Genomic DNA, 18,732 nt, shown 5'->3' on the forward strand with positions numbered 1-18,732 from the left:
ACTTGCCCCCCCAACCAAAAAAAAACAAACCCCCCCGCCCCGGGCCCCCCCCCTTCGTTGGGGTGCCCCCCCCCAAACCCATCCGGGGGGCTGGGGGGGGCGGGGGGGGGTTCCGCGGCCCAAAACCCACGCTACAAGGCAACGCTGAATTTACGCGCTGCGCGCCAGCGCGCCGTCGATCATCGCCACCGCATTCGATAGGCCATACACCGCCACGAACGAGCCGAAGCGCGGGCCTTTCTCCTGGCCGAGCAGCACCTGGTACAACATGTTGAACCAGTCGAGCGAGACGCCCGGCTTGCCGTCCTTGGCGGCCTTCTTGTGGTCGAGGAACGGCTCGCGGCGGCCGATCTCGTAAACGACGTCCTGGATCGCCTCGGCGGTCGCGTCCGTCGGCAATTGCGACAGCGCATCGCGCAGGTCCTGCAGCGCCGCGCGCTCCTGCTCGGTCGGCTCGCGGAAGACTTTGGTCGGCGCCACGAAGTCGCGATAGTAATTGATCGCGTAGCCGACCATGGCGTCGAGCTTCGGATGGCTCTGCGGCGTCACGCCCGGCCGGTAGCGGCCGATGAAGCCCCACAGCGTCTCGGCATTCTCGGCGTTCGACGACGACACCAGCGTCAGCAGCAGCTGGAACGTCACCGGCATGTCGGCCTTCGGCGGCTTGCCGGCGTGGATGTGCCACACCGGGTTGGCGAGCTGCTGCTTGGCGTCCTGGCGGGTGAAGCCGTCGAGGAACTGCTGGTAATCGTCGACGTTGCGCGGGATGACGTCGAAATACAGCCGCTTCGCCGCCTTCGGCTCGCGATACATGAACAGCGACAGCGATTCCGGCGAGGCGTAGCGCAGCCACTCGTCGATGGTCAGGCCGTTGCCCTTCGACTTGGAAATCTTCTGGCCCTTGTCGTCGAGGAACAGCTCGTAGTTGAAGCCTTCCGGCGGCGTGCCGCCGATCGCCTGGCAGATCTTGCCCGACAGCTTCACCGAGTCGATCAGGTCCTTGCCGGCCATTTCGTAGTCGACCCCGAGGGCGGTCCAGCGCATCGCCCAGTCCGGCTTCCATTGCAGCTTGCAATGGCCGCCGGTGACCGGAACGGTGACGCGCTCCTTGGTCTCCGGATCGTCATAGGACACCGTGCCGGCCGCAACGTCATGCTCGACGATCGGCACCTGCAGCACCACGCCGGTGCGCGGACAGATCGGCAGGAATGGCGAGTAGCTGGCGGCGCGCTCCTCACGCAGCGACGGCAGCATGATCGCCATCACCTTGTCGAGCCGCGCCAGCACCTTCAGCAGCGTCGCGTCGAACCGGCCCGACTTGTAGTAATCGGTCGCCGAGGCGAATTCGTAGTCGAATCCGAAAGTGTCGAGGAAGGCGCGCAGCCGCGCATTGTTATGGGCGCCGAACGAGTCGTGGGTGCCGAACGGGTCCGGCACGCTGGTCAGCGACTTGCCGAGGTTCTGCTCGAGTAGCTCCTTGTTGGGTACGTTGTCCGGCACCTTGCGCAGGCCGTCCATGTCGTCCGAGAACGCCAGCAGCTTGGTCTTGATCTTGTCGCCCGTGAGCACGCGAAAGGCGTGGCGCACCATCGAGGTGCGGGCGACCTCGCCGAAAGTGCCGATATGCGGCAGGCCGGACGGGCCGTAGCCGGTCTCGAACAGCACTTCGTCCTTGGGCTGCTTCTTCAGCCGATTCACCAGCGCGCGCGCCTGCTCGAACGGCCAGGCGTTGGATTGTTCGGCGAGCGTGCGCAGATCGGACGCGCTGGGCAAATCGGTCGTGGTCATCAACGTCTCCAGCCGCCCGCAGGCGGGTCTTCAATTCAAACGTGGCGAGCTCAGAACGGGCTGACGGAGAAATAGCGCAGCCACAGGTCGGTATAGCGCCCCTTTTCCCAGAGGCGAAACAGCGCCCAGTTCAGCGACTGGCGCAGCAGGTCGTTGCCCTTGCGCACGGCGATGCCGACGCCCTCGCCGAAATACCGGCTTTCGGTGAACGGGCCGCCCGAGAAGGCGCAGCAATTCTCCGAATCCGTGCCGTTGATCCAGAACGCCAGCGAGATCGCGTCGCCGAAGATGAAGTCGACCTCGCCGCGCTTCAGCGCGCCGCGCAGCGCCTCGTCGTTCGGATAGGAATGCAGCTCGGCGTCGGTGAACATCGCCTTAAGATAGGCCTCGTGCGCCGAGCCGGCGATCGCCCCAACCTTCTTGCCCTCGAGATATTCCGGCCGGATCTCCGGCATCACCGCGTCCTTGCGGGCGACGAAGCGGCCGGGGGCGCGGTAGTACGGATCGGTGAAGTCGACCTTGGCGCGGGTCTGCGGCGTCACCGCCAGCGACGCGATGATGGCGTCGCCGCGGTTGCCGGCGAGCGCGTCGAGCAGCGTCTCGAACCGGCGCATCTGCACCGTGCAGGTGACCTTGATCTCTTCGCACAACGCCCGCGCCAGATCGACGTTGAAGCCGGCCGGATTGCCGTCCGGCCCGGTGAAGTTGAACGGCGGATAGTCTGTCTCGGTGAGGAAGCGGATCACGGTGAGGCGCGACAGGTCCGGCCGCTCCGGTCGCCGCCGCGGGTCCCAGAACCCCGGCACCGCATGAGCCGTCACGGCCGCCACCGCCTTGGCGTCCGCATCGGGCTCGGCCGCGCGCGCGTCATGAACCGGCACCAGCAGCGCAACCGCGAGAGCGCCGGCGGTCAGCGCCGCGCGCCAGCAGGCCGATCGGCCACCAAACCAGTTCACAATCCAAGGCTGCATCATCAGGGTCCGCACCGGCCGGTCTTATAGACCATCCGCTGCGCGACGCGAGCGTTTTGGCCAAGCGAGGGGCGGGCTAAGCCGCCTCGAACTGCAGCTTGGCCAGCCGGGCGTACAGTCCGCCGCGGGCGACCAGCTGGGCGTGGGTGCCCTGCTCGACGATGCGGCCGTGTTCCATGACCAGAATGCGATCGCAGGACAGCACGGTGGCGAGCCGATGGGCGATCACCAGCGTGGTGCGGTCGCGCATCAGGCCCTGCAGCGCGGTCTGCACCAGCGTCTCGCTCTCGGCATCGAGCGACGAGGTCGCCTCGTCGAGCAGCAGCAGCGGCGCGTCGCGCAGGATGGCCCGGGCGATGGCGATGCGCTGGCGCTGGCCGCCGGACAGCATCACGCCGCGTTCGCCGAGCTTGGTGTCGAAGCCCTCGGGCAGGCGCTGGATGAACTCGGTGGCGTGGGCCTGCTGGGCAGCGCGCTCGACCTCCGCGTCGCTGGCCTCGTCGCGGCCGAACCGGATATTGTCGCGGGCCGAGGCGGCGAATACCACCGAGTCCTGCGGCACCAGCGCCATGCGCTCGCGCACCGCCTGCGGGTCGGCATCTGTGATCGGCACGCCGTCGAGCGAAATCTTCCCCGCGACCGGATCGTAGAACCGCAGCAGCAGATGGAACAGCGTGCTCTTGCCGGCGCCGGAGGGGCCGACGATCGCGACCTTTTCGCCGGCCTTGATCGACAGCGACAGCCCGTTCAGCGCCAGATAGTCCGGCCGGGTCGGATAGGCGAAGCTGACATTGTCGAACGCGACGTCGCCGCGCACCGGCATCGGCAAGACGCGCGGCTTCGCGGGCGCGGCGATCTGCGGCTTGACCCGCAGGATCTCGAACAGCCGCTCGGCCGCCCCGGAGGCCGCGGATACTTCGCCCCAGACTTCGCTGAGCTGGCCGAGGCTGGACGCCGCGAACGCGGCGTAGAGAATGAACTGGCCGAGCCGGCCGGGCGTCATCGTGCCGTTGGCGACGTCGTGCGAGCCGACCCAGAGGATGGCCACAACGCTGGCGAACACGATGAAGATGATGATGGCGGTGAGGATCGCCCGGGCCTGGGTCGAGCTGCGCGCCGCCTCGTAGGAGTGCTCGACCTCGACGCCGAACCTCGCGTTGGCGAGCTTCTCGTTGGTATAGGCCTGCACGGTGCGCATCGAGCCGACGAGTTCGGACGCGAAGGCGGTGGCGTCGGCGAGCGTATCCTGAGCGTTGCGCGACAATCGCCGCACCCAGCGCCCGAACGCCACCAGCGGGATCACGATCAGCGGAATCGCCGCGACCACGAAGCCGGAGAGACGCGGGCTCGTGATCACCATCATCGAGATCGCGCCGACGAACAGCAGGATGTTGCGCAGCGCGATCGACACCGAGGCGCCGACCGCGGATTTGATCTGTGTGGTGTCGGCTGTCAGCCGCGAGATCAGTTCGCCGCTGCGCGCGGTGTCGAAGAACGCCGGCGATAGCGCGGTGAGATGGCGGAACACGTCGCGGCGGACGTCGGCGACGATCCGTTCGCCGATCGTCATCACCAGATAATAGCGCGCAGCGCTGGCAATCGCGAGCACCGCAACCACCCCGAGCATCACCGAGAAGTAGCTGTTGATCAGCTCGATGCCTTCCTGGCTGAAGCCGAAGTCGATCAGCCGCCGCACCGCCAGCGGCACCACCAGCGTGGTCACCGCCGCGACGATCAGCGCCACCAGGGCCAGCAGCGCCCGGCCCCGATAGCGCGCCACATAGGGCGCCAGCGCCAGCAGCGGTCGCAGCCGGCCGCGCCTGGCGACCGCCGCGATGTCTTCGACCTGGCTGACATCCGCATCGGCGCGCAGAGTGCCGGTGCGCGGGCCGACATTTTCGGTCGCCGCGATCGCATCCAGCGACAAGGCGATCGGAGAGGCCTCGGGTTCAGAAGTCTGCCGTTTGCTTGCTGTGGTCATTAGAACTGCCGCGTTATTCTAGAGGCCTTCCAACCCTCACATAGGCAGCAACGGGCGCGACTGGCAAATCCGGTACATTGCGGTATCGGGGTGAAGGATACGCGAAACCTTGTCTTAGCGGCGCCGCTGCGATATAGAGCCCGCCAATTCGCCCCGAAATCATCGAGCTGAGGCGCCGGCGCGCGCAAGGATGTCCCATGAAGACCGAAATTCACCCGGATTATCATAACATTACGGTCGTGATGACCGACGGCACCGAATATCAGACGCGTTCGACCTGGGGCAAGGAAGGCGACAAGCTGAACCTCGACATCGACCCCAAGTCGCACCCGGCCTGGACCGGCGGCACCCAGCAGGTGCTCGATCGCGGCGGCCGCGTCTCGCGCTTCCAGAAGAAGTTCTCGGGCTTCCTCAAGAAAGATTGATGGTTCGGCGGCTGCATTGGCCCCGGAAACGCAAATGCCCCGCAACTGCGGGGCGTTTTTCGTTTAGGTGGGGTATCGAGTTTAAAATCAGCGTTCGAACGCCGCCTTCAGCATATTGAGCTGCGGCACCAGCGGGTTGCCGATCGGGGCCCGCTCCGAGGGCGGCGGCAGGTGCATCGAGGCGTCCAGCCGGCGGATCCTCGCCTGCAGGTTCATCGACCGGGCGATCAGCGACTGCAGCTGCTCCGGCAGCCGCTCCAGCGTATCGGACGCCCCGGGATCGGCGGCCGACAGCTTGACCTTGGATTTTTCGCGGTTGGCCTGGATCAGCGTCATCTCGCCTTCCTTCACGGCCCGGTGCAGCAGCAGCCAGGACGCCAGCTGCATCAGCCGCGTGGTCAGCCGCATGCTCTCGGTCGCATAGGTCAGGCTGACGGAGCGCTCGAGCGTCTTGGCCTCGGCGCGGCCGTCGCCGTCCAGATAGGCCGCGGTCTCCTCGACCAGGTCCATTCCTTCGCGAAACAGCGCACTGAACGCGGCCGAATTGGTCAGCCTTTCGCTCAGCACGACGAGCGGGGCTTCGCTTTGCGAAACTTCCGACATGGTTAACGCCTCACGCTATTGATTAACGGTCGGCTTCTTGGCGCCGACTTATGATGAACAAATCATTGCGCGCGCGAAGCCGGGAGTCCAGCGCGCGCGCTTGCGACGGTTAACGCGGCTTATGGCGAAAAGATCGAACCCGGCGTGACCGTCGGACGACGCGGTGAACAAAGCACAAAAAAGAGCCGCCGTTTCCGGCGGCTTTAAAGTTGATAACAGGGAGGCGTCAAAACAGAGTGGACAGGAGCCACTCGGTCCAAAGATGGACGACCCAAGTAATAAGCGAGAAAGCTTAATCGCTCGTAAATGAGTGATCCGCTTAACGATTTGTTTGCCATACCCCGCCGGCCCCGGCGCTGATCGAGGCGCGTCGGCGCGGCGCGGTCAGGTCTTGAAGAACCGGTCCGCGGCCGCGCGGGTCGCACGCTTCATGGTCATCGCGGCTTCGAGCCGGCCGATCTCCTCCTTGAGCAGCGCGATGCGATGGTCAAGCTCCTCGACCGAAAGCAACGACAGGTCCTGTCCGATCTCGTGGCTGACTTTGACCTTCGGCTTGTCCTCGTCCTCGATCGCCATCGTCCCCTCCGCCGTTCGTGATCCGGTCCGGTTGCCAGCGCGGCCGGCGCTGTCTAATCAGGCTGTCTCATCGCATGACACCCCGTCACCCGCCAGCCAAGGACAAATCATGGAACCGGTCCCTTCGCAAATGACCGTGATCGGAATCAGCAAGCCGGGGGGACCCGAGGTGCTGCTGCCGGAGACCCGGGACGTTCCCAAGCCCGGCCCCGGTGAGATCCTGGTTAAGGTCGCGGCCGCAGGCGTCAACCGTCCCGATGTGGCACAGCGCTCCGGCAGCTATCCGCCGCCGCCTGGCGCCAGCGACCTGCCCGGCCTGGAGATCTCCGGCGAAGTGGTGGCGCTTGGTGAGGGTGCGACGAAACATAAGCTCGGCGACAAGGTGATGTCGCTGGTCGCGGGCGGCGGCTATGCCGAATACTGCATCGCCCAGGACGCCCAGGCGATGACGGTGCCGGCCGGCTTCTCGATGATCGAGGCCGGCGCCACCGCCGAAACGCTGATGACCGTCTGGCACAATGTGTTCGAGCGCGGCGCCCTGCAGCCCGGAGAGACCCTGCTGGTGCATGGGGGCTCGTCCGGCATCGGCACCATGGCGATCCAGCTCGCGGTCGCGCTCGGCTCCAAGGTCATCACCACGGTCGGCTCGCAGGACAAGGCCGACGCCTGCCTCAAGCTCGGCGCAACCCGCGCCATCAACTACAAGACCGAAGACTTCGTCGCCGCGGTGAAGGAAGCGACCGGCGGCAAGGGCGTCGAGGTGATCCTCGACATGGTCGGCGGCGATTACATCGAGCGCAACTACGAAGCCGCCGCGATGGACGGCCGCATCGTGCAGATCGCGTTTCTCGGGGGCGCCAAGACCACCGTCAACTTCACCAAACTGATGATCAAGCGGCTGCACCACACCGGCTCGACGCTGCGGCCGCGTAGCAACGCCGACAAGGCCGCGATGGTCGCGGCGATCGAGGCCAGGGTGCTGCCGCTGCTGGCGCAGGGCAAGATCAAGCCGCTGATCGACGGCACCTTCGCACTGCGGGATGCGGCCGAGGCGCATCGGCGGATGGAGACCAGCCAACATATTGGCAAAATTGTGTTGACGGTCTGAATCGGCCATTGGTTGTTGCGGCTATGTTTTCTCCGTCTTTCATGTCATTTATCCGTCTCGGAGACGCGCGGGGGCCGCGCTTCCAGATCGGTGCGAACGCGGAGAACTGACTTGCGTCTGATCAGATGCCTTGCGCTTCTGGCGCTGGGCTTGATGCTGATTGCGGGTGCCCCGCAGGCATATGCCCTCGACGCCGTCAGCGTCCGCAGCGACGCGCCGGCGATCGACCTCACTGGCGTCCTCGAACATCAGCGAAGCGACACCGACCGCATCCAGGTCTCGACCGCGCCGGGCAATGACGGCATCGTTCGCCGCATCGAAGTGCGCGCGCGCGAAGGCGGCCAGAACTGGGTGGTGTTCGCGCTCGCCAACAACACCGACGATCAGCTCGACCGCCTGATCGTCGCACCGCATTATCGCATGGTGGCATCCGGGCTGTTCTGGCCCGACCTCGGTCTGTCGCGCATCGCCACCATCACGCCGTCGACCGGCGACCGTCCGGAGCGTCAGGACTCCACCACAGCGGATATCTTCCGCGTGACACTCGATCCCGGCTCGGTGATCACCTTCGTGGCCGAACTACGCACCGACAAGCTGCCGCAGCTGTATCTGTGGGAGCCCGAAGCCTACAAGGACAAGGTCAACTCGTTCACCTTGTACCAGGGCATCGTGATCGGCATTTCCGGCCTGCTGGCGCTGGTGCTGACCATCCTGTTCGTCGTCAAGGGCAGCATCATGTTCCCCGCCGCGGCGGCGTTGGCCTGGGCTGTGCTGGTGTATATCGGCATTGATTTCGGGTTCTGGAGCAAGGTGTTCGACATGTCGTCGGGCGCCGAGCGGATCTGGCGCGCCTCCGGCGAAGCGATCCTGGCGGCGACGCTGCTGGTGTTCCTTTTCGCCTATCTCAATCTCAGCCGCTGGCACGTGCGCTACTCGCACATCACGCTGGGCTGGCTCGCCTTCCTCGGCTCGCTGGTGGCGCTGGCGCTGTTCGATCCCGCGGTCGCCTCGGGCATCGCCCGGATGTCGCTGGTGCTGATCGCCTTCGCGGGCTTCGCGCTGATCGTGTATCTGTCGACCCACGGCTTCGACCGCGCCGTGTTGCTGATCCCGACCTGGTTCCTGCTGGTGATCTGGGTGATCGCCTCGGGCATGGCGGTGGCGGGCTCGGTCACCAACGACATCGTCGGCCCGGCGCTGCTCGGCGGCCTGGTGCTGATCGTGATGCTGATCGGCTTCACGGTGATGCAGCACGCCTTCGCGGGCTCGGGCGCGACCGGCGGCGTGGTGTCGGACGTCGAGCGCCGCGCACTGGCACTGATCGGCTCCGGCGATCTGATTTGGGACTGGGACGTTTCCGCCGACAAGGTGTTCACCAGCCCTGAGACTGAGGCGCTGCTGGGATTGAAACGCGGCGCGCTGGAAGGCTCCGCCGCGACCTGGCTCGAAGTGCTGCATCCGCTCGATCAGGACCGGTTCCGCGCCGCGCTCGACTCGGTGCTGGACCAGCGCCGCGGCCGGCTGACCCAGCACTTCCGGCTGCGCACGCCGGACGGCCACTTCATGTGGTTCGCCCTGAAAGCCCGCCCGGTGGTCGGCAATGACGGCGAGGTCACCCGCGTGGTCGGCACGCTGACCGACGTCACCGAGAGCAAGAACGCCGAAGAGCGCATGCTGCACGACTCGGTGCACGACAACCTCACCGGCCTGCCCAACCGCAAACTGTTCATCGACCGGCTCGGCGCGGTGGCGAATTTCGCCAAGACCATGCCGAACTTGCGCCCGACCCTGATGGTGATCGACATCGACCGCTTCAAGCAGGTCAACGATTCTGTCGGCATCGCGGTCGGCGACTCGATCCTGCTGACGCTCGCTCGCCGCCTCACCCGCATCCTCAAGCCGCAGGACACGCTGGCGCGCATCGCCGGCGATCAGTTCGGCCTGATCCTGTTGTCCGAGCAGGACCCCGCAAAGATCACCGCCTTCGCCGAGACCATCCGCAAGACCATCAAGGCGCCGATCGCCTTCAACGACCGCGAGATCTTCCTCACCGCATCGATCGGCCTCGCGCTCTCCGATCCGCAGTCGCAGCTCTCCGACGAGATCATCAAGGACGCCGAGCTGGCGATGTATCACAGTAAGCGGATCGGCGGCGACCGCATCGACGTCTACAAGCCGGCGATGCGGGCGCGGAAGTCCGACCGCCTGACGCTGGAATCCGAACTGCGCCGCGCCATCGAGCGCAAGGAAATCTCCATCCTGTATCAGCCGATCGTGCGGCTGGAGGATCGCTCGGTCGCCGGCTTCGAGGCGCTGGCGCGCTGGGATCACCCCAAGCTCGGCCGGATGTCGCCGGTCGAATTCATCTCGATCGCCGAGGAAATCGGCCTGATCATCGAGCTCGGCACCTTCGTGATGGACGAGACCGCCAAGCAGCTGGCGATCTGGCAGCGCGCGATGCGCGCGCGCGAGCCGATCTTCGCCAGCGTCAACGTCTCGTCGCGGCAGCTCTTGCGCCACGATCTGATCCACGACGTCCGGACCGTGCTGTCGCGCTCCTCGGTGGCACGCGGCACGCTGAAGCTCGAACTCACCGAATCGCTGGTGATGGAGAATCCCGAGCACGCCGCGCAGATGCTGCAGCGGATTCGCGAACTCGGCTGCGGCCTGTCGCTGGACGATTTCGGCACCGGCCATTCGTCGCTGAGCTACCTGCAACGCTTCCCGTTCGACACCATCAAGATCGACCAGTCGTTCGTCCGCACCACCAGCCGCGGCACCCGCCCGGTGATCCTGAAGTCGATCATCGCGCTGGCGCACGACCTCGGCATGGACGTCGTCGCCGAAGGCGCCGAGACGGATTCGGATGCGGTCGAGCTGTATCAGCTCGGCTGCGAATACGCCCAAGGCTTCGCCTTCGGCGAACCGATGGACGCCGAAGCCGCAATGCGGCTCTTGACGGAAGAACGGCTGGAAGCGGCGAGCTGAGGCACGGCGCTACGCAATTAGCAGGCCGTTATTGCCGGGCTTGACCCGGCAATCCATCGTTCTTCGTAACAAGCATTTTTCGAAGAGCGCGCTACGCGCGCGATGGATGCGCGGGTCAAGCCCGCGCATGACGGCAGTTTGCGAGGTGAGCTTCCGGCTTTCCCAGCCGCAGCCACAGCCGTCATCTTCCGCGCAAGCGGAGGATCCAGTACGGCGGTGCGCTTGCACTGAATAACGAACGCTCTGGAATACTGGGTCGCCCGCTTTCGCGGGCGATGACGGATGTGTGTGTGAGCGCGAGCTTCGAGGCTAACTACGCGTGGCCAGCTTCGGCCGACAGCATCCCCGGCTCGATACCGAGCTTGTGCAGAGCGCGGTCGTATTTTTCTTCGATATCGCTGCCGAACACCAGATCGGCATCGGCGTCGCAATGCAGCCAGCCATTGTCCTGAATCTCGGTTTCGAGCTGGCCCGGCGCCCAGCCGGCATAGCCGAGCGCCAGGATGGCACGCTTCGGGCCGGAGCCGCTGGCGATGGCCTTCAGGATGTCCACCGTGGCGGTCAACGAAATGCCGTCATCGATCGGCAGGGTCGCATCCTTGATGAAGAAATCGCTGGAGTGCAGCACGAAGCCGCGGCCGGTTTCGACAGGGCCGCCGCGCAGCACCTTCATCGACTCGGCGTGATCCGGAAGCTTGATCTGATCGGGCTTCTCGACGATGTCGAGTTGCACCAGCAGTTCGGGAAAATCGATGCTGCCGGCTGGACGATTGACGATGATGCCCATGGCGCCTTCCGATGAATGCGCACAGATGTAGATCACCGAGCGGGCGAAGCGCTCGTCTTCCATCACCGGCATCGCGATCAGCAACTGGCCGTCGAGATAGCTCCCCTCCGTCGGCCGGGCTTCGCCGGATTTGGGCCTTTTGGACTTGGGTGCCATCAGGGGATCCTCGCGTTGCAGCATTATCCTGATATTGGGTGCCAATCCTGTCAATCAACCAGTCACGGCGGAGTGCCGATCGAATCACAGGCAATTCAGTGGTTCTCCGCCGTCCGCGTGCGTACATACGTCACATGATCACATTCGTTCCTGCTCGCGTTTCTGCCTGGTCGACGCTGTTTGCCGCATTTTTTGCGTTGCTTGCGGTAACCGCGGCGCGTGCCGATGACGCCTCGCCCTGGGTCAGCGAAAGCCACTCTGCGGTGCGGCTGGTCGCGGGATCGCGCAGCGGTGCGGTGTTGCTGGGTGGCATTGCTTTCCAGTTGCAGCCGGGCTGGAAAACCTACTGGCGCTCGCCGGGCGACTCTGGCGTACCGCCGCGGTTCGATTTTTCGAAATCCGACAACGTCGAAGCGGTAACGATCCTGTGGCCTGCCCCTACCGCATTTGCCGACGGCGCTGGCGGCACCTCGCTCGGCTACAAGTCGCACGTCGTGCTGCCGTTACGCATCGTGGCAAAGAACGCCGACAAGCCGGTGACGCTGCGCGCCGACATCAGCTACGCGGTCTGCGAGAAATTGTGCGTGCCGGTCGAGGCGATGACGGAACTGACTTTCACCAGCGTTGCCAGCACGCAGGACAGCGCGCTTGCGGCCGCGCTCGATACCGTGCCGGTGCCGGCCAATGTCGGCGACCCGAATCCGATCACGATCCGCGACGTGGTGATGCGCGGCGACACCGAGGTGTGGGTCGACGTGGTGGCGCCGCCGGCCCAGCAGGTCAGCCTGTTCGTCGAAGGGCCGACGCCCGACTGGGCGCTGCCGATCCCGAAACGGACCCCGAACGCCCCCGAGGGCGTGCAGCGCTTCACCTTCCCGCTCGAGGGCCTGCCGCCCGGCGCGCATGCCGAGGGCGCGGCGCTGAAGTTCACCCTGGTGAGCCCCGACAAATCCTACGAGTTCAACGTCAATTTGAACTGAGCCGGCGCGGCGGCCGGCGCTTCGCCAGCCGCTCCGCCAGAAACGCCGCCAGCGCTTCGACCCGCGCCGGCCGTGGCCCGCCCGGCGGCATCACCAGATGCACCGAGCTCTCGCGCTGGTGCCAGCCTTCCAGGATGACCTCGACGGCGCCGGACGTGATCGCGTCGCCGACAATGAACTCCGGCAGGTCGGCGATACCGAGCCCGGCGATCACCGCCGGCAGCAGCGCCTCGCCATTGTTGACGCGCAGCGGCCCTGACGGTCGCACCGCCGCCTGCTCACCCTGTGCATTGCGGTAGTGCCAGGCATTGGGCGTCGACAGATAGGCGTAGCCGAGGCAGCGGTGATCGGCGAGCTGCATCGGATGCGTCGGCCGCCCGTAACGCGCCAGATAGGACGCCGCCGCGACCGTGTAGCGCGGCATCGCGCACAGCCGCCGCGCCACCAGCGAGGAATCCGGCAGCGACGCGATCCGCACGCCGGCATCGAAGCCTTCGCCGATCAGGTCGACCATCTGGTCGGACAGATGCAGGTCGACCGAGACTTCCGGATAGGCGGTGAGGAAATCCGGCAGCAGCGGCGCCACGACGTTGACGCCGAACGTCATCGGCACCGCCAGCCGCACCAGCCCGCGCGGCGCCGCCGATTGCGCCAGCGCCTCGCTCTCCGCCGCCTCGCCGTCCGCCAGCAGCTGCGCGGCGCGCTCGGCGAGCCGCTGGCCGGCATCTGTCAGCGCGAGCCGACGCGAGGTGCGGTTGAACAGCCGCGCGCCGAGCCGCGCCTCCAGCCGCGTCACCGCCTTGGAGACGGTGGCTTTGGACATCGTCAGCTCCGCCGCCGCCGCCGCGAAGGAGCGCAGCTCGACCACCTTGGCGAAGATCGCCAGCGCTTCGAAGTCCGGCAGCTTAGTCATCGGAGCCCATTGGATCAATTTCAGAAACAATGAGTTTCAATCATTTCTATTTCTGAAACGCAAGCCGAAGCTTATTCAGAACCCAATCACTTCACCGGCGCCGCAGGCGGCGCCAAACCAGGGAGAATTCCCATGATTGAACTTCGTCCCTTCAACAAGCTCGGCGGCGCTGATCACGGCTGGCTCAAGGCCAAGCACCATTTCTCGTTCGCCAGCTATTACGACCCGAACAATATGGGCCACGGCGCCCTGCGGGTCTGGAACGACGACGAGATCGCGCCCGAGACCGGCTTCCCACCGCATCCGCATCGCGACATGGAGATCATCACCTATGTGCGCGACGGCGCCATCACCCACGAGGACTCGCTCGGCAACAAGGGCCGTACCGAGGCCGGCGACGTGCAGGTGATGAGCGCGGGCTCGGGGGTGCGTCACTCGGAATACAATCTGGAACCGGAGACTACCCGGATCTTCCAGATCTGGATCGAGCCGACGCAGACCGGCGGTCAGCCGACCTGGGGCTCCAAGCCGTTCCCGAAGTCGGATCGCTCCGGCAAGCTCGTGACCATCGCGTCCGGCGTCAAGGGTGACACCGATGCGCTGCCGATCCGCGCCGATGCGCGGGTGCTCGCCACCACACTGAAGGCCGGCGAGAGCGCCGTCTACGAGGCCGGCAAGGCCCGGCACCTCTATCTGGTGCCCGCGGTCGGCAGCGTCGAGGTCAACGGCGTCAAGGTCGAAGCCCGCGACGGCGCCGCGATCCGCGACGAAGCCAAGCTGACGATCACGGCCCTCGAAGACGCCGAGGTCGTGCTGGTCGACGCGGCGTAAGGCTGCAGTGTCGAACACAACGCGGCGCCGTGCATTGGCACGGCGTCGCCCCCGCACAGCCGTCATGCGCGGGCTTGACCCGCACATCCATCCTCTTCGTGAAAGCCTTTGCGAAGAGGATGGATGGCCGGGTCAAGCCCGGCCATGACGGCTGACTAACAACGCGATCACTTCCCCACTCATCACCAAGCAAACGGAGAGACTGCCATGGCGAAGGTTCTGGTTCTTTACTACTCGGCTTACGGCCACATCGAAGCGATGGCGAATGCGGTCGCCGAGGGCGCGCGCGAGGCGGGCGCTCAGGTCGACATCAAGCGCGTGCCCGAGCTGGTGCCGCCGGACGTCGCCAAGGCGTCGCACTACAAGCTCGACCAGGCCGCGCCGGTCGCGACCATCGACGACCTCGCCAATTACGACGCGATCATCGTCGGCACCGGCACGCGGTTCGGCCGCATGGCGTCGCAGATGGCCAACTTCCTCGACCAGGCCGGCGGCCTGTGGGCCAAGGGCGCGCTGAACGGCAAGGTCGGCGGCGCCTTCACCTCGACCGCGACCCAGCACGGCGGCCAGGAAACCACGCTGTTCTCGATCATCACCAACCTGCTGCATTTCGGCATGGTGGTGGTCGGCCTCAACTACGGCTTCCAGGGCCAGATGAAGCTCGACGAGGTGACCGGCGGCGCGCCCTACGGCGCCACCACGATCACCGGCGGCGACGGCTCGCGGCAGCCGAGCGCCAACGAACTCGCCGGCGCGAAGTATCAGGGCAAGGCGGTTGCGGAAACCGCCATCAAGCTGCACGGTTAAGTCCTAACCTGACCCGCAATCGATCGTGGGGCGCCATGCCGGCGCCTCGCGGCGGTCCCGCAGCGCAAGGAGCCGAGATGGCCGTTTCACCGCCCAAGATCGAAGCGTGGCCGGCTCTGCCCTATCCGGAGTGGCGCGCGACCAGCGAGACGCTGCATCTGTGGACCCAGATCGTCGGCAAGATCCGGCTCGCCACCACGCCGTGGCAAAATCATTCCTGGCACATCGGGCTGTATCTGACGACGCGCGGGCTGACGACATCGCCGATGCCGGACGGCTCGCGCACCTTTCAGATCGACTTCGACTTCATCGATCATGAACTGATCATCACCACCAGCGACGGCGACATCCGCCATCTGCCGCTGGCGCCGCAAAGCGTCGCCGACTTCTACGCCGCAGTGATGGCGACGCTCGGCGAACTCGGCATCCGCGTCAGCATCGACCAATGGCCGAACGAGTTGCCCTCGCCGACCCGTTTCTCCGAAGACCGCGAGCACGCCAGCTACGATCGCGACGCCGTAAGGCGGTTCTTTCAGGCGCTGGTGCAGATCGACCGTGTGTTCAAGCTTTTCCGCACCGGCTTTCTCGGCAAGACCAGCCCGGTGCACTTCTTCTGGGGCAGCTTCGATCTCGCGGTGACGCGGTTCTCGGGAAGGGACGCGCCGTTGCATCCAGGCGGAGTGCCGTATCTCGCCAACGAGGTGGCGCAGGAAGCCTATTCGCACGAAGTCAGCAGCGCGGGGTTCTGGCCCGGCGCCGGGCTCGACTATCCGGCGTTCTATTCCTACGCCTACCCTGCGCCGGACGGTTTTCGCGCCGCCAAGGTGCGGCCGGCGGAGGCGTTCTTCAGCGAGACGCTGGGCGAATTCCTGCTGCCCTACGACGCCGTCCGCTCTGCCGCCGACCCGGACCAGGCACTGCTCGACTTCCTGCAGAGCACCTACGAGGCAGCCGCCGATCTCGGCAAATGGGACCGCGCCGCACTCGACGCTCCGCTCGGCCGCGTTGCCGTGCCGCGCCGGTTGGGCTGAACGCACAGAACTGGTGATCTGCCTCCGCGGCTAAATCGCCGGTGGAAGCAACGACTTTCCCCGTTATTGCGAGCCAACGGGTCGGCGCGAAGCGCCGCCCGATGACAGGCTCCGCGAAGCAATCCAGCGTCGTGCACGGAGCTGGATTGCTTCGTCGCTTCGCTCCTCGCAATGACGGTGCCAAACCGCCCAATTGGCGCGCACTACGACCGCCTGACCGCATTTCATGCAGATGCATCTATTGCGCATGGCTGCTGTTCTGGCCGCAGACCTACTCGCCAGCGCGCTCAGGCTCTATTTCCACATTGCCCGCCGGAGATCGCATTATGCTCGAAATGTATTTCATGCTGCAGCTTGCCCGCAGCCCGCTTCAAGTCATGGCCAAGCGGCTGGTGTGTATCAGCCTCAACCTCGCTACCCACGGCCGCCGGCAGTGCCGCGGCTGTCCGACCGGGACTACGCCCGACGCGGACTGAAGCGCCAGGTGACGAGCAGAATGCCCAGCGTGAACGCAGCCGAGAACAGCGCGAAACGCGGCTCGGTGAGTACCAGGATGGCCGTTGCGGCCCAGCCAATCGACGAGAACGCCTCCGCGAAGGTCGCGAGCCGCGACGAGGTCTGACGGCGACGGAATTGGCTGCGCCGGCCTTGTACCCGAAACCACAGCTGAATCGCCGTCGCTGACGCCGCCGCCAGGGCACAGCCCACCGCCGTGACGATCGCCAACAGCGGCGACAGCACGGCGAGCGGCAGCAGCAGCGGCGCCACCACGACGCCAATTCCCATCAGCACCACCTCGATGCGAGCCCGCGTCACCGCGGAGCCCGGCAGCGGCGCGGTGTCGATCAGATCGGGCGCGTCCTCGCCCGAGATCGTCAGCCATGCCAGCCCGCCGGCGAGCTGCCCGGCCGCCATCACCACCACCGGCGCGACCAGCACCACGGCGGTCGAACTATCCGAGAAGCTGCGCCACAGCAGCAGCGCCGGCGGCAGCAGATAGAGCAGCTGCATCAGCGACTGCGACACCAGCCACGGGTCGCGCCGCAGCAGCATGAGTTCCTTGTGCCGCAGCGCCTGCTGCCGCGAGCCGCGGCGGAAGCGCGGGGCGCGTTGATGCGCGATCGTGGCGCTGGCGCCGGCCGCCGCGACCACCACGGCGCCGAGCCGCGGCGTCACCCAGATCATCACCAGCCCGAGCAACACGAGGCTGACGCTGAGCAGCGCGACCAGCGCCAGTACGTCGCCGAGCACGGCGCGCGCCGGCCACCACAACACGCTCGCCGCGCCTGGCGCCCAGCTCGCGGCGAGATCCGAGGTCAACACCGCAAAGCGCGACAGCGTGCCGGTCGACAGGATCGCGGCGACCTGCAGGCCGATGACGAAGCCGGCGCCGATCACCACCGAGACGATCTGCGCCGCCAGCCGCGTCCGCTTCGGACCGATCAGCTGGAACAGCAAGAGCGCCACGGCGATGGCGACCGCCGACGCCGAGATGCCGATCGCAGCGACGACGCCGAACGCGGTCAGCCAATGCGCGCCGCCGGCGAGCGCCAGCACGTCGATCACCGGCGCGGCGAACAACAGCGCCATCGCCGTGACGGTGAGCGCGATTGCCGCCATCCGCACCGAGAATACCCGCGCCAGCGGCACCGGCGACGACATGATCAGGTCGAGATCGGCGCGGCTGTAGAACACCCGCGTCACCGACTCGATCGCCTGCGACAGCATCAGCAGCCAGCTCAGCGCCAGCACTGCGGTGATCACCAGCAGGCTGGTGACGTCTGCATCGCGGGGAAGATGCGCGTAGCGGCCGACCAGCCCCCAGGCCGGCAGATGCAGCAGCGCCGCGATCACGATCAGCGCCAGCACCACGTTGCGCACGCGGCGGCGCCGGCCGGCGGTGAGCATGCCGAGGAAATCGCGCCAGGCGAGCCGCAGATCGTGCCGCGCGAAGCTGGCCAGCGTCGCCGTGGTCATGCCGGCACGGCCTCGCCGCCGACCAGCGCGACGAACATGTCCTCGAGGCTGGAATCGCCGCTGCCGATCCGGCTGCGCAATTCGCCGAGCGTGCCCTCGGCGACCAGCCGGCCGGCGACGATCACGCCGATACGATCGGCCATGCGCTCGGCGACTTCGAGGATGTGGGTCGTCATGATCACGGTGCAGCCGGCCTGCACGCGCGTCTGCAGAATCTCTTTGACGCGGCGCGCCGACACCGCGTCGAGGCCGGTGAGCGGTTCGTCGAGGATGATGAGTTGCGGCTCGTGCACCAGCGCGCCGGCCAGCGCCACCTTCTGGCGCATGCCCTTGGAGAAGCCTTCGCAGCGCTGGTGCTGATGCGCGGTGAGGTCGAGCTGGGCCAGTAATCGGACCGACGTTGTCTCGGCGCGATCCGGATCGCAGCCCCACAAGCCGGCGACGAAACTGAGATATTCCAGCGGCGTCAGCTTGTCGTAGATCATCGGCTCGTCCGACACCCAGGCGGTGACCTGCTTGGCGGCGATCGGATCGGCCAGCGCATCGATGCCGAGCACGCGGATCGTTCCCGCGTCCGGCTGCAGCAGCCCCGCGACCATGCGCAGCGTCGTGGTCTTGCCGGCGCCGTTGGGGCCAAGCAGCGCATAGAACTCGCCGCGACGAACGGTGAGATCGAGGTGATCCACCGCGGGCCGGTCATAGCTCTTGGCGAGGCCGCGCAGTTCCAGCGCAAACCCGGTCGATCCGGTCATGACGTCCCCGTGACGCAAGGCTGTGTCGTTGCGCACAACAGGATGGAGGGCAGAAGTT

At 66.3% G+C, this 18,732-nt stretch carries 17 protein-coding genes; 8 read left to right on the plus strand and 9 right to left on the minus strand.

The features are described from left to right. Positions 1 to 150 precede the first annotated feature (150 nt). The 3 genes from D4Q52_RS22765 to D4Q52_RS22775 all read right to left on the minus strand — a co-directional run bounded on the left by D4Q52_RS22765 (position 151) and on the right by D4Q52_RS22775 (position 4,740). The gene (locus D4Q52_RS22765) at positions 151 to 1,788 is read right to left on the minus strand and encodes a lysine--tRNA ligase (protein ID WP_119858867.1); all 1,638 of its coding nucleotides are present in this window, start codon (positions 1,786 to 1,788) and stop codon (positions 151 to 153) included. Positions 1,789 to 1,838: 50 nt separating this feature from the next. Further along, the gene (locus tag D4Q52_RS22770) at positions 1,839 to 2,759 is read right to left on the minus strand and encodes a transporter substrate-binding domain-containing protein (RefSeq protein ID WP_119858906.1); all 921 of its coding nucleotides are present in this window, start codon (positions 2,757 to 2,759) and stop codon (positions 1,839 to 1,841) included. 76 nt (positions 2,760 to 2,835) lie between these two features. Beyond that, positions 2,836 to 4,740, minus strand: coding sequence for an ABC transporter ATP-binding protein/permease (locus D4Q52_RS22775; RefSeq protein WP_119858868.1), 1,905 nt, complete (start codon positions 4,738 to 4,740; stop codon positions 2,836 to 2,838). A 197-nt stretch (positions 4,741 to 4,937) separates the two neighbouring features. Here D4Q52_RS22775 and rpmE point away from each other — a divergent pair, with 197 nt between their 5' ends. Next, positions 4,938 to 5,165, plus strand: a complete 228-nt coding sequence (gene rpmE, locus D4Q52_RS22780; protein ID WP_054163797.1) for a 50S ribosomal protein L31 — start codon at positions 4,938 to 4,940, stop codon at positions 5,163 to 5,165. Between the two features lie 87 nt (positions 5,166 to 5,252). Here rpmE and D4Q52_RS22785 read toward each other — a convergent pair whose 3' ends face one another. After that, positions 5,253 to 5,768: a DUF1465 family protein gene (locus D4Q52_RS22785; protein ID WP_119858869.1), complete on the minus strand. Its 516-nt coding sequence runs from the start codon at positions 5,766 to 5,768 to the stop codon at positions 5,253 to 5,255. 384 nt (positions 5,769 to 6,152) lie between these two features. After that, a complete protein-coding gene (locus tag D4Q52_RS22790) occupies positions 6,153 to 6,344 on the minus strand; it encodes a DUF1192 domain-containing protein (RefSeq protein ID WP_119858870.1) in 192 nt (63 codons plus the stop codon). A 109-nt stretch (positions 6,345 to 6,453) separates the two neighbouring features. Here D4Q52_RS22790 and D4Q52_RS22795 point away from each other — a divergent pair, with 109 nt between their 5' ends. Further along, the gene (locus D4Q52_RS22795; RefSeq protein WP_119858871.1) at positions 6,454 to 7,452 is read left to right on the plus strand and encodes an NAD(P)H-quinone oxidoreductase; all 999 of its coding nucleotides are present in this window, start codon (positions 6,454 to 6,456) and stop codon (positions 7,450 to 7,452) included. 111 nt (positions 7,453 to 7,563) lie between these two features. Continuing rightward, entirely contained in the window at positions 7,564 to 10,440 is a 2,877-nt protein-coding gene (locus D4Q52_RS22800; protein ID WP_182915414.1) for an EAL domain-containing protein, read from the plus strand. Between the two features lie 313 nt (positions 10,441 to 10,753). Here D4Q52_RS22800 and D4Q52_RS22805 read toward each other — a convergent pair whose 3' ends face one another. Then, positions 10,754 to 11,383, minus strand: coding sequence for a YqgE/AlgH family protein (locus tag D4Q52_RS22805; RefSeq protein ID WP_119858907.1), 630 nt, complete (start codon positions 11,381 to 11,383; stop codon positions 10,754 to 10,756). 134 nt (positions 11,384 to 11,517) lie between these two features. Here D4Q52_RS22805 and D4Q52_RS22810 point away from each other — a divergent pair, with 134 nt between their 5' ends. Further along, entirely contained in the window at positions 11,518 to 12,363 is an 846-nt protein-coding gene (locus tag D4Q52_RS22810) for a protein-disulfide reductase DsbD domain-containing protein (RefSeq protein WP_119858873.1), read from the plus strand. On the opposite strand, the gene D4Q52_RS22815 is transcribed toward D4Q52_RS22810, so the two are convergent. Further along, the gene (locus D4Q52_RS22815) at positions 12,350 to 13,276 is read right to left on the minus strand and encodes a LysR family transcriptional regulator (protein ID WP_119858908.1); all 927 of its coding nucleotides are present in this window, start codon (positions 13,274 to 13,276) and stop codon (positions 12,350 to 12,352) included. The two genes, D4Q52_RS22810 and D4Q52_RS22815, sit on opposite strands and share 14 nt — an antisense overlap. Positions 13,277 to 13,408: 132 nt before the next feature. Between D4Q52_RS22815 and D4Q52_RS22820 the strand changes: the two genes are divergently transcribed. The 4 genes from D4Q52_RS22820 to D4Q52_RS26585 all read left to right on the plus strand — a co-directional run bounded on the left by D4Q52_RS22820 (position 13,409) and on the right by D4Q52_RS26585 (position 16,421). Beyond that, positions 13,409 to 14,107: a pirin family protein gene (locus D4Q52_RS22820; protein WP_119858874.1), complete on the plus strand. Its 699-nt coding sequence runs from the start codon at positions 13,409 to 13,411 to the stop codon at positions 14,105 to 14,107. 207 nt (positions 14,108 to 14,314) lie between these two features. Beyond that, positions 14,315 to 14,914, plus strand: coding sequence for an NAD(P)H:quinone oxidoreductase (gene wrbA, locus D4Q52_RS22825; RefSeq protein ID WP_119858875.1), 600 nt, complete (start codon positions 14,315 to 14,317; stop codon positions 14,912 to 14,914). Positions 14,915 to 14,991: 77 nt separating this feature from the next. After that, the gene (locus D4Q52_RS22830; RefSeq protein ID WP_119858909.1) at positions 14,992 to 15,945 is read left to right on the plus strand and encodes a DUF5996 family protein; all 954 of its coding nucleotides are present in this window, start codon (positions 14,992 to 14,994) and stop codon (positions 15,943 to 15,945) included. A gap of 326 nt (positions 15,946 to 16,271) precedes the next feature. Then, positions 16,272 to 16,421 carry a hypothetical protein gene (locus tag D4Q52_RS26585; protein ID WP_182915415.1) on the plus strand — a complete coding sequence of 50 codons (150 nt, stop codon included), beginning with the start codon at positions 16,272 to 16,274 and terminating at the stop codon, positions 16,419 to 16,421. On the opposite strand, the gene D4Q52_RS22835 is transcribed toward D4Q52_RS26585, so the two are convergent. Together D4Q52_RS22835 and D4Q52_RS22840 are read right to left on the minus strand one after the other, a co-directional pair. Beyond that, positions 16,402 to 17,922 (minus strand): permease, encoded by a 1,521-nt coding sequence (locus tag D4Q52_RS22835; RefSeq protein WP_119858876.1) that lies wholly within the window; start codon positions 17,920 to 17,922, stop codon positions 16,402 to 16,404. The genes D4Q52_RS26585 and D4Q52_RS22835 overlap by 20 nt on opposite strands. Next, complete coding sequence (locus D4Q52_RS22840) at positions 17,919 to 18,674, minus strand: ABC transporter ATP-binding protein (protein ID WP_119858877.1); 756 nt, start codon at positions 18,672 to 18,674, stop codon at positions 17,919 to 17,921. Before D4Q52_RS22840 ends, D4Q52_RS22835 begins: the two co-directional genes overlap by 4 nt. Positions 18,675 to 18,732 lie beyond the last annotated feature (58 nt).

It is taken from the genome of Rhodopseudomonas palustris, from assembly GCF_003591005.1.
GTDB lineage: Bacteria > Pseudomonadota > Alphaproteobacteria > Rhizobiales > Xanthobacteraceae > Rhodopseudomonas > Rhodopseudomonas palustris_K.

What these genes read in the sequence shown, in the direction of transcription:
- D4Q52_RS22765 (WP_119858867.1), bottom strand. Translation starts at nt 1,788, where the DNA reads ATGACCACGACCGATTTGCCCAGCGCGTCCGATCTGCGCACGCTCGCC.
- D4Q52_RS22770 (WP_119858906.1), bottom strand. Translation starts at nt 2,759, where the DNA reads ATGCAGCCTTGGATTGTGAACTGGTTTGGTGGCCGATCGGCCTGCTGG.
- D4Q52_RS22775 (WP_119858868.1), bottom strand. Translation starts at nt 4,740, where the DNA reads ATGACCACAGCAAGCAAACGGCAGACTTCTGAACCCGAGGCCTCTCCG.
- rpmE (WP_054163797.1), top strand. Translation starts at nt 4,938, where the DNA reads ATGAAGACCGAAATTCACCCGGATTATCATAACATTACGGTCGTGATG.
- D4Q52_RS22785 (WP_119858869.1), bottom strand. Translation starts at nt 5,768, where the DNA reads ATGTCGGAAGTTTCGCAAAGCGAAGCCCCGCTCGTCGTGCTGAGCGAA.
- D4Q52_RS22790 (WP_119858870.1), bottom strand. Translation starts at nt 6,344, where the DNA reads ATGGCGATCGAGGACGAGGACAAGCCGAAGGTCAAAGTCAGCCACGAG.
- D4Q52_RS22795 (WP_119858871.1), top strand. Translation starts at nt 6,454, where the DNA reads ATGGAACCGGTCCCTTCGCAAATGACCGTGATCGGAATCAGCAAGCCG.
- D4Q52_RS22805 (WP_119858907.1), bottom strand. Translation starts at nt 11,383, where the DNA reads ATGGCACCCAAGTCCAAAAGGCCCAAATCCGGCGAAGCCCGGCCGACG.
- D4Q52_RS22810 (WP_119858873.1), top strand. Translation starts at nt 11,518, where the DNA reads ATGATCACATTCGTTCCTGCTCGCGTTTCTGCCTGGTCGACGCTGTTT.
- D4Q52_RS22815 (WP_119858908.1), bottom strand. Translation starts at nt 13,276, where the DNA reads ATGACTAAGCTGCCGGACTTCGAAGCGCTGGCGATCTTCGCCAAGGTG.
- D4Q52_RS22820 (WP_119858874.1), top strand. Translation starts at nt 13,409, where the DNA reads ATGATTGAACTTCGTCCCTTCAACAAGCTCGGCGGCGCTGATCACGGC.
- wrbA (WP_119858875.1), top strand. Translation starts at nt 14,315, where the DNA reads ATGGCGAAGGTTCTGGTTCTTTACTACTCGGCTTACGGCCACATCGAA.
- D4Q52_RS22830 (WP_119858909.1), top strand. Translation starts at nt 14,992, where the DNA reads ATGGCCGTTTCACCGCCCAAGATCGAAGCGTGGCCGGCTCTGCCCTAT.
- D4Q52_RS26585 (WP_182915415.1), top strand. Translation starts at nt 16,272, where the DNA reads ATGCTCGAAATGTATTTCATGCTGCAGCTTGCCCGCAGCCCGCTTCAA.
- D4Q52_RS22835 (WP_119858876.1), bottom strand. Translation starts at nt 17,922, where the DNA reads ATGACCACGGCGACGCTGGCCAGCTTCGCGCGGCACGATCTGCGGCTC.
- D4Q52_RS22840 (WP_119858877.1), bottom strand. Translation starts at nt 18,674, where the DNA reads ATGACCGGATCGACCGGGTTTGCGCTGGAACTGCGCGGCCTCGCCAAG.